Source organism: Streptomyces sp. NTH33 (assembly GCF_003236365.1).
Lineage (GTDB): Bacteria > Actinomycetota > Actinomycetes > Streptomycetales > Streptomycetaceae > Streptomyces.
Genome location: NZ_POTZ01000294.1, coordinates 1 through 9,092 on the forward strand (window position 1 = coordinate 1; position 9,092 = coordinate 9,092).

A 9,092-nucleotide genomic window follows, 5' to 3' on the forward strand; every position below is an offset into this window, starting at 1 on the left:
CCCGGACGCTGCACGGGGCCGGACCGCTCGTCGATCTGCGTCGCGAGCGAGTCGGGGTCCGCGCCGGCCCGGCTGAGCAGGCTGCGGGTGGGCTCGGTGGCGAGCGCGGCCCGCAGCAGGTGCTCGGTGTCCAGGTCCCGGCTGCCGTGGTCGGCGGCGTACTGCGCCGCGCCCTTGACGAGCTCCCGGGCGGGCTGGCTGAGCAGCCTGCCGATGTCGACCTGCCGGGGGCCGGGGCGTGGCCCGCCGAAGAAGCGGGCGAAGAACTCACTGAAGGGGTCGCCTTCCGGGCCGAGGTAGCCGCTGGTCATCGTTTTCCGTTCCTCCGCTGACGAGTGGCTCCCGCCGAGTATCCGGTTGAGCTGCGCTCATTCAACGATGGCACGTGTGGTTTCTTCGGGCATGTCGGGCGCGTATGAATTTGGGGCGGGCGCCTACGAGCTCGGGGGCGTGGTCTTGTTGTGCGGGTGCGGGTGCGTTGTGGTTTTTCGCGCCCACGCGGCGGAGCCGCATATCGATGCGGCCCCGCGCCCCTGAGGTTGGTTGTCCTACCGTTCCGTGAGGATGCGGGGGCCTGTTCTTGTGATCGCCACCGTGTGTTCCACGTGGGCTGCCCGGGAGCCGTCGTTCGTGCGGAGGGTCCAGCCGTCCGGAGCCGCGTGGTAGCCGTCCCCGCCGCCGGCGATCAGCATGGGTTCGATGGCGAGGACCATGCCGGGGCGCAGGGGGAGGCCGCGGCCGGGGCGGCCCTCGTTGGGGACGGCGGGGTCCTCGTGCATGCGGCGGCCGATGCCGTGGCCGCCGAAGCCGTCCGGGATGCCGTAGCCCGCCGCGCGGCACACCGAGCCGATGGCGTGGGCGATGTCGCCGATGCGGTTGCCGGCCACGGCCGCCTCGATGCCGGCGGCCAGCGCCCGCTCGGCGGTCTCGATCAGCCTCAGGTCGGCGGGGCGCGGCCGGCCGACGACGAAGCTGACCGCCGAGTCGCCGGCCCAGCCGCCGAGCTCGGCGCCGAAGTCCAGGGAGAGCAGGTCGCCGTCGCGCAGCCGGTAGCCATGGGGGATGCCGTGCACGATCGCGTCGTTGACCGAGGCGCACAGGACCGCAGGGAACGGGGTCGGGGCGAAGGAGGGCCGGTAGCCGAGGAACGGCGAGCCGGCGCCCGCCTCGCGCAGTACGTCACGGGCCAGCTCGTCCAGCTCCAGGAGGGAGACTCCCACGTCCGCGGCCCGGCGCACGGCGGTGAGCGCCCGTGCGACCACCTGGCCGGTCTCGTGCATGGCGTCGATCGAGGTGTCCGTCTTCAGTTCCACCATCCCAATTACTATACCGGTATTTGAATCCCGGTGGGGTCGTAGGATGGCGGCATGGTGCGCACTCCTCTGACTCCCGAAGAACGCGAACGCGGCGAGCGGCTCGGGCGGCTGCTGCGTCAGGCGCGCGGCGACCGCAGCATGGCGGAGGTCGCGGCGAGCGCGGGCATCTCGGCGGAGACCCTGCGCAAGATCGAGACCGGGCGGGCCCCGACCCCGGCCTTCTTCACGGTGGCCGCCCTGGCCCGTGTCCTCGGGCTGTCGATGGACGAGCTGGCGGGGCGGTGTGCGCCGGCCGGGGTGTGAGGCCGGGGGACGCTCGCCCACTGGGGTGTGAAACGCGATCGACTTCGCGGGTTGGCGGCGATGGTCTTGGCAAGGTGGTCCGAAAGGCTTACGTTCGTCCCTCTAGGCCTGCTCTACGGGCGTAGAGGCTCTGGCTCTGACGTACGTCGAAGGAGCGGCTCATGGCCAACGTCGTCCGTGCGGCCCTGGTCCAGGCCACCTGGACCGGCGACACCGCGTCCATGATCGACAAGCATGAGGAGCACACCCGCGAGGCGGCCCGTCAGGGCGCGCGGGTCATCGGGTTCCAGGAGGTCTTCAACGCGCCGTACTTCTGCCAGGTGCAGGACGCGGAGCACTACCGCTGGGCCGAACCCGTGCCGGACGGGCCCACGGTGCGGCGCATGCGGGAGCTCGCCCGCGAGACCGGCATGGTGATCGTCGCCCCCGTCTTCGAGGTCGAGCAGTCGGGCTTCTACTACAACACCGCCGCCGTGATCGACGCCGACGGCTCCTACCTCGGCAAGTACCGCAAGCATCACATCCCGCAGGTCACGGGCTTCTGGGAGAAGTTCTACTTCCGGCCGGGCAACCTCGGCTGGCCCGTCTTCGACACCGCCGTCGGCAGGGTCGGCGTCTACATCTGCTACGACCGCCACTTCCCGGAGGGCTGGCGGCAGCTCGGCCTGGGCGGCGCCCAGCTCGTCTACAACCCCTCCGCCACCCACCGCGGCCTGTCCGCCCACCTGTGGCAACTGGAGCAGCCGGCCGCGGCCGTCGCCAACGAGTACTTCGTCGCCGCCATCAACCGGGTCGGCCAGGAGGAGTACGGCGACAACGACTTCTACGGGACGAGCTACTTCGTCGACCCGCGCGGACAGTTCGTCGGCGACGTCGCCGACGACACCAAGGAGGAACTCCTCGTCCGCGACCTCCACTTCGACCTCATCGAAGAGGTGCGGCAGCAGTGGGCCTTCTACCGCGACCGCCGCCCCGACGCCTACGAAGGGCTGGTGCAGCCATGAGCGACCTGTACGCCCGCCACCGGGCCGTCGCACCCGACTGGCTCGCGCTCTACTACGAGGACCCGATCGAGATCACCCACGGCGAGGGCCGCCACGTCTGGGACGCGCGCGGCAAGCGGTACCTCGACTTCTTCGGCGGGATCCTGACCACGATGACCGCCCACGCGCTGCCCGAGGTCACCAAGGCGGTGAGCGAGCAGGCCGGGCGGATCATCCACTCCTCCACGCTCTACCTCAACCGGCCGATGGTCGAACTCGCCGATCGTATCGCCCAGTTGAGCGGCATCCCGGACGCCCGCGTCTTCTTCACCACCTCCGGCACCGAGGCCAACGACACCGCGCTGCTGCTCGCCACGACCTACCGGCGCAGCAACACGATCCTGGCCATGCGCAACAGCTACCACGGCCGCTCCTTCAGCGCGGTCGGCATCACCGGCAACCGCGGCTGGTCCCCGACCTCCCTGTCCCCGCTGCAGACGCTGTACGTCCACGGCGGCGTACGCACCCGCGGCCCGTTCGCCCACCTGAGCGACGCGGAGTTCACCGCGGCCTGCGTCGAGGACCTGCGCGACCTCCTCGGCCACACCCGCCCGCCCGCCGCCCTGATCGCCGAACCCGTCCAGGGCGTCGGCGGGTTCACCTCCCCGCCCGACGGCCTGTACGCCGCCTTCCGGGACGTGCTGAAGGAGCACGGCATCCTGTGGATCGCCGACGAGGTGCAGACCGGCTGGGGCCGCACCGGCGACCACTTCTGGGGCTGGCAGGCGCACGGGAGGAGCGGGCCGCCGGACATCGTCACCTTCGCCAAGGGCATCGGCAACGGCATGTCCGTCGGCGGGGTCGTCGCCCGCGCCGAGATCATGAACTGCCTGGACGCCAACAGCATCTCCACCTTCGGCGGCACCCAGGTCACCATGGCCGCGGGCCTCGCCAACCTCACCTACCTCCTCGAACACGACCTGCAGGGCAACGCCCGGCGCGTCGGCGGGCTGCTCATCGAGCGGCTGCGGGCCGTCGCCGCCCAGCTGCCCGGCGTACGGGAGGTACGCGGACGCGGGCTGATGATCGGCGTCGAACTGGTCGAACCCGGCACCGACAAGGCCGATCCGCGGGCGGCCGCCGCCGTGCTGGAGGCGGCCCGCGACGGCGGCCTGCTCATCGGCAAGGGCGGCGGCCACAACACCAGCGCCCTGCGCATCGCCCCGCCGCTGTCCCTGACCGTCGCGGAGGCCGAGGAGGGCGCCGCGATCCTGGAGCACGCCCTGCGCAGCGTCTGCTGAGGAGCCCCGCACCGGAACCCGAGCCGAGCAAGGGACCATGGCCATGACCATCGCCTCGGACAGCTCCCCGACCCTCTGGAACGCGCCGGAACCCGCCCTGTCGGTCCGCCAGGTCCTCACCCTGGAGCGGGTGCTCGCGGGGGAGCCCGAGGTGGTGGCCGGCGCCGGCCACCTCGACCGGCCCGTGCGCTGGGTGCACGTCGCCGAGGCCGCCGACGTCGGCGTGATGCTCAGCGGCGGCGAGATGGTCCTCACCACCGGCGTGCTGCTCGCCGGGGACGAGGAGAAACAGGCCGAGTACATCCGCTCCCTGCACCGCGCGGAGGCCGCGGCCGTCGTCCTGGGCCTCGGCAGGGCGTTCCCGGCCCCGCCGGGCGTCATGCGACGCGCCGCCGAGCGGTGCGGGCTGCCCCTGGTCGTCCTGCACCGCCCCTTCCCGTTCGCCGACCTGACCGAGGAGGTCCAGTCCCGGCTGATCCGGCGGAAGTTCGCCTCCGTCAGCCTGTCGGAGGCCGTACGGACCGCGCTCACCGCGCTGATCACCGCGGGCGCCCCGCTGCAGGCGCTGCTCGACGAGATCGCCCAGCACAGCGCGTGCCCCGTCGTCGTCGCCAACCTCGCCCACCGGGTCCTGGCCACGGCGGGGGAGCGGCCCGCGGTGGACGACGTACTGCGGGACTGGGAGCGCATCGCCCGGCAGGCCGGCGCCGGCCAGGGCGACGGCTGGATCCGCGCCGAACTGGGCGGGCGCGGCGAGCGCTGGGGCCGGATCGTGCTGTGCGGCTACCGCGGCGACGCCGCCACCGGACGGCTGCTGGCCGACCGCGCCGCCGAGGCCCTCGTCCTGCACCGCATGCTCGGCGGCGGCGCGGGCCGCACCTGGGAGGAGCAGTCCGCGCAGAGCCTGCTGACCGACCTCGTCGGCGGGGCCGTACCGGCCCGGCACCTGCTGCCCCGGGCGCGGGCCGCCGGACTGCCGGTCAACCGGCGCACCTTCGTACCGCTGGCCGTACCCGGCGGCGAGACCGCCGTACTCGACCGGCTGCTCCGTCTGCTGGGCCTTCCCGGGCTCGTCGCCGAACTCGCCGAGGGCGCCGCCGCCGTCCTGCTCAGCCTCGCCCGCGACCAGGACGCCGACGCCCTCACCGCGCACTTCGCGGCCCGGCTGCGCGACGCGCCGGGCGCCGCCCGCACGGTCGTCGCCGCCGCGGACGCCCGCACCACGTGGGACGAGGTGCCCGCCGGGCTGCGCGAGGCCCGCCACGTCGCCGACGCCGTGGCCGGCTCCGCCGACGCCCTCGGCCTCCCGGCCGTCGTACGCCTGAAGGACGTGCACCTGCGCGGCCTGATCCGGCTGCTGCGCGACGACCCGCACGTGCAGTCCTTCGCCGAGCGGGAGCTGGACGGCCTGCTGCGCCGGGCCGACGACGACCTGCTGTCCGTGCTGCGCACCTACCTCGCCACCGGCCGCAACAAGTCCCGCACCGCCCAGCTCCACCACGTCTCCCGCCCCGCGCTCTACCGCCGCCTGGAGGCGATACAGGCGTGCCTCGGGGTGGACCTCGACGACTTCGAACAGGCCGCCTCGGTGCACATCGCGCTCCTCGCGCACGACGCGCAACAGCAGTGAGACACGGCAGCAGCCGGGAGAACGGCGGTGGAACATGGGGCAGAGCCGGGATGACACGGTGGCACGCCGCGCCCCCGCAGACGTGACACGGTGCACCTCAAAGCGGGCCCGCCGGCTCTCTACGCTCGCCGCACACCGAGCGAGTGGAGGTCCCGATGAGCAAGGTGATCCGCGCCGCCCTCTTCCAGACCGCGTGGACCGGCGACAAGGAATCCATGATCCAGGTCCACGAGCAGGCGGCCCGCGACGCGGCCGCGCAGGGCGCCCAGGTGCTGTGCTTCCAGGAACTGTTCTACGGGCCGTACTTCTGCCAGGTCCAGGACCCCGCCTTCTACGAGTACGCCGAGCAGATCCCCGAGGGCCCGATCGTCCAGCGCTTCCAGGCGCTCGCCAGGGAACTGGGCATCGTCCTCGTCCTGCCGATGTACGAGGAGGAGCAGCCCGGCGTCCTGTACAACACCGCCGCCGTGATCGACGCGGACGGCACCTACCTCGGCAAGTACCGCAAGACCCACATCCCGCAGGTCAAGGGCTTCTGGGAGAAGTTCTACTTCCGGCCCGGCAACAGCGGCTGGCCCGTCTTCGACACCAGGGCGGGGAGGATCGGCGTCTACATCTGCTACGACCGCCACTTCCCGGAGGGCTGGCGGGCCCTCGGTCTCGCCGGCGCCGAGATCGTCTTCAACCCGTCGGCCACCTCCCGCGGCCTGTCCGGCTACCTGTGGCAGTTGGAGCAGCCGGCGGCGGCCGTGGCCAACGAGTACTTCGTCGGCGCGATCAACCGGGTCGGCCAGGAGGAGTACGGCGACAACGACTTCTACGGCACGAGCTACTTCGTCGACCCCGAGGGCCAGTTCGTCGGTGAGCCGGCGAGCGACAAGGAGACCGAACTCGTCGTGCGCGACCTGGACCTGGCCAAGCTGCGCGAGGTCCGCGACCGCTGGCAGTTCTACCGCGACCGCGCGCCGGGCACGTACACGCCGCTGACCGCGCCCTGACCGCCGGACCCGCGGCCCACCGTGCACGTCCGACCGGAAGGAGAGGGACCATGAGCAGTCGCCTCGTCATCCGCGGCGGCCTCGTCATCACCGCCGCCGACGAGATCCACGCCGACGTTCTGATCGAGGACGGCCGCATCGCCGCCCTCGCCGCCTCCGGCACCCCGGCCGCCGAGGCGTTCACCGCCGAGCGAAGCGAGATGGGGGCACCCCCGCCCGGAGGGTGGGGGAGGACCATCGACGCCACCGGCAAGTACGTCATCCCGGGCGGCGTCGACGGACACACCCACATGGAGATGCCCTTCGGCGGCACCTACGCCTCGGACACCTTCGAGACCGGCACCCGGGCCGCCGCCTGGGGCGGCACGACCACGATCGTGGACTTCGCCGTCCAGACCGTCGGCTCCGCCCTGCGCGAGGGCCTGGACGCCTGGCACGCCAAGGCCGAGGGCACCTGCGCGATCGACTACGGCTTCCACATGATCGTCTCCGATGTGAACGACGAGACGCTGAAGGAGATGGACCTGCTGGTGGAGGAGGGCGTGACCTCCTTCAAGCAGTTCATGGCCTACCCGGGCGTCTTCTACTCCGACGACGGGCAGATCCTGCGCGCCATGCAGCGCGCCGCCGAGAACGGCGGGCTGATCATGATGCACGCCGAGAACGGCATCGCGATCGACGTCCTGGTCGAGCAGGCACTGGCCCGCGGCGAGACGGACCCGAGGTACCACGGCGAGGTCCGCAAGGCCCTGCTGGAGGCCGAGGCCACCCACCGCGCCATCCGGCTCGCCCAGGTCGCGGGCGCGCCCCTGTACGTCGTGCACGTCTCGGCCCGGGAGGCGGTCGCCGAACTGACGAGGGCGCGCGACGAGGGACTGCCCGTCTTCGGCGAGACCTGCCCGCAGTACCTGTTCCTGTCCACCGACAACCTCGCCGAGCCCGGCTTCGAGGGCGCCAAGTACGTGTGCTCGACGCCCCTTCGCCCCAGGGAGCACCAGGCGGCCCTGTGGCGGGGCCTGCGCACCAACGACCTCCAGGTGGTCTCCACCGACCACTGCCCCTTCTGCTTCACCGGCCAGAAGGAGCTCGGCCGCGGCGACTTCTCCAGGATCCCCAACGGAATGCCGGGCGTCGAGAACCGCATGGACCTGCTGCACCAGGCGGTCGTCGACGGGCACATCTCGCGCCGCCGCTGGATCGAGATCGCCTGCGCCACCCCGGCCCGGATGTTCGGCCTGTACCCGAAGAAGGGCACCATCGCGCCCGGCGCCGACGCCGACGTCGTCGTCTACGACCCGCACGCCGAGCAGGTCATCTCCGCCGAGACCCACCACATGAACGTCGACTACTCGGCGTACGAGGGCAAGCGCGTCACCGGCCGCGTCGAGACGGTCCTCTCGCGCGGCGAACTCGTCATCACCGAGCGGGAGTACACCGGACGTGCCGGGCACGGCGTCTACACCCCGCGCTCCACCTGTCAGTACCTCGGCTAGGAGTGCCGCCCATGGACTTCGGACTCGTCCTGCAGACCGACCCACCGGCCTCGCGCGTCGTCAGCCTGATGAAACGGGCCGAGCGCAACGGCTTCCGGTACGGCTGGACCTTCGACTCCGCCGTGCTCTGGCAGGAGCCGTTCGTGATCTACAGCCAGATCCTCGCCCACACGCAGAAGCTGACCGTCGGCCCGATGGTCACCAACCCGGGCACCCGCACCTGGGAGGTCACCGCCTCCACCTTCGCCACCCTCAACGACATGTTCGGCAACCGCACCGTCTGCGGCATCGGCCGCGGCGACTCCGCGATGCGCGTCGCCGGCCGCAAACCCAACACCCTCGCCCGGATCAGCGAGGCCATGAAGGTCATCCGGGCCCTGGGCAGGGGAGAGGAGGCCGACCTGGGCGGCGGTACGGTGATCAGGTTCCCGTGGATCAAACCGGGCGCCGAACTGCCCGTCTGGATGGCCGCGTACGGCCCCAAGGCGCTGAGGATGACCGGCGAGGAGGCCGACGGGTTCATCCTCCAGCTCGCCGACCTCTACCTGACCGAGTACATGGTCAAGGCCGTCAAGGACGCGGCGGCGGCGGCCGGGCGCGACCCGGCTGAGGTGACGGTCTGCGTCGCCGCGCCCGCGTACGTCACCGCCGACGACTCGCCCGAGGCGCTCGCCCACGCCCGCGAACAGTGCCGGTGGTTCGGCGGCATGGTCGGCAACCACGTCGCCGACCTGGTCGCCCGCTACGGCGAGCACTCCGCCGCCGTCCCCGACGCACTCACCGACTACATCAAGGCCCGCCAGGGCTACGACTACACCCACCACGGGCGCAGCGGCAACCCGGACACCCGGTTCGTACCGGACGAGATCGTCGACCGGTTCTGCGTCGTCGGACCGGTCGAGAAGCACATCGAGAAGCTGAACGCGCTGCGCGAACTGGGCGTCGACCAGTTCGCCGTGTACGACATGCACGACGCGCAGGAAGCCGTGATCGACGCGTACGGGCAGCACGTCATCCCGGCCGTCAACTCCTGACCCGCCGAGCGCTCCTCCCAACCCCCCTTTGTCC

Annotated in this window: 9 protein-coding genes; 7 read left to right on the plus strand and 2 right to left on the minus strand. The window is 71.9% G+C overall.

Going from position 1 to position 9,092, the window contains the following annotated elements; genetic code table 11:
* A partial coding sequence (locus tag C1I97_RS24580) for a Clp protease N-terminal domain-containing protein (RefSeq protein ID WP_181446892.1) occupies positions 1–311 on the minus strand: 311 nt, incomplete at its 3' end.
* Positions 312–548: 237 nt separating this feature from the next.
* Positions 549–1,316: a type I methionyl aminopeptidase gene (gene map, locus C1I97_RS24585; protein ID WP_111005357.1), complete on the minus strand. Its 768-nt coding sequence runs from the start codon at positions 1,314–1,316 to the stop codon at positions 549–551.
* 51 nt (positions 1,317–1,367) lie between these two features.
* Between map and C1I97_RS24590 the strand changes: the two genes are divergently transcribed.
* The 7 genes from C1I97_RS24590 (at position 1,368) to C1I97_RS24620 (ending at position 9,058) form a co-directional block, all read left to right on the plus strand.
* Positions 1,368–1,619 carry a helix-turn-helix domain-containing protein gene (locus C1I97_RS24590; protein ID WP_111005358.1) on the plus strand — a complete coding sequence of 84 codons (252 nt, stop codon included), beginning with the start codon at positions 1,368–1,370 and terminating at the stop codon, positions 1,617–1,619.
* A gap of 161 nt (positions 1,620–1,780) precedes the next feature.
* Positions 1,781–2,623 (plus strand): nitrilase-related carbon-nitrogen hydrolase, encoded by an 843-nt coding sequence (locus tag C1I97_RS24595; RefSeq protein WP_111005359.1) that lies wholly within the window; start codon positions 1,781–1,783, stop codon positions 2,621–2,623.
* The gene (locus C1I97_RS24600; protein ID WP_111005360.1) at positions 2,620–3,903 is read left to right on the plus strand and encodes an aspartate aminotransferase family protein; all 1,284 of its coding nucleotides are present in this window, start codon (positions 2,620–2,622) and stop codon (positions 3,901–3,903) included. The genes C1I97_RS24595 and C1I97_RS24600 overlap by 4 nt, the downstream gene beginning before the upstream one ends.
* Positions 3,904–3,946: 43 nt before the next feature.
* A complete protein-coding gene (locus C1I97_RS24605; RefSeq protein WP_111005364.1) occupies positions 3,947–5,533 on the plus strand; it encodes a PucR family transcriptional regulator in 1,587 nt (528 codons plus the stop codon).
* A gap of 155 nt (positions 5,534–5,688) precedes the next feature.
* Positions 5,689–6,531 (plus strand): nitrilase-related carbon-nitrogen hydrolase, encoded by an 843-nt coding sequence (locus tag C1I97_RS24610; RefSeq protein WP_111005361.1) that lies wholly within the window; start codon positions 5,689–5,691, stop codon positions 6,529–6,531.
* A 50-nt stretch (positions 6,532–6,581) separates the two neighbouring features.
* The gene (hydA, locus tag C1I97_RS24615) at positions 6,582–8,024 is read left to right on the plus strand and encodes a dihydropyrimidinase (protein WP_111005362.1); all 1,443 of its coding nucleotides are present in this window, start codon (positions 6,582–6,584) and stop codon (positions 8,022–8,024) included.
* An 11-nt stretch (positions 8,025–8,035) separates the two neighbouring features.
* Entirely contained in the window at positions 8,036–9,058 is a 1,023-nt protein-coding gene (locus C1I97_RS24620) for a TIGR03842 family LLM class F420-dependent oxidoreductase (protein ID WP_111005363.1), read from the plus strand.
* Positions 9,059–9,092: the final 34 nt, after the last annotated feature.

Bases quoted from the DNA above. Each gene is read 5' to 3' on its own strand.
- map (WP_111005357.1), bottom strand. From the start codon at position 1,316: ATGGTGGAACTGAAGACGGACACCTCGATCGACGCCATGCACGAGACC.
- C1I97_RS24590 (WP_111005358.1), top strand. From the start codon at position 1,368: ATGGTGCGCACTCCTCTGACTCCCGAAGAACGCGAACGCGGCGAGCGG.
- C1I97_RS24595 (WP_111005359.1), top strand. From the start codon at position 1,781: ATGGCCAACGTCGTCCGTGCGGCCCTGGTCCAGGCCACCTGGACCGGC.
- C1I97_RS24600 (WP_111005360.1), top strand. From the start codon at position 2,620: ATGAGCGACCTGTACGCCCGCCACCGGGCCGTCGCACCCGACTGGCTC.
- C1I97_RS24605 (WP_111005364.1), top strand. From the start codon at position 3,947: ATGACCATCGCCTCGGACAGCTCCCCGACCCTCTGGAACGCGCCGGAA.
- C1I97_RS24610 (WP_111005361.1), top strand. From the start codon at position 5,689: ATGAGCAAGGTGATCCGCGCCGCCCTCTTCCAGACCGCGTGGACCGGC.
- hydA (WP_111005362.1), top strand. From the start codon at position 6,582: ATGAGCAGTCGCCTCGTCATCCGCGGCGGCCTCGTCATCACCGCCGCC.
- C1I97_RS24620 (WP_111005363.1), top strand. From the start codon at position 8,036: ATGGACTTCGGACTCGTCCTGCAGACCGACCCACCGGCCTCGCGCGTC.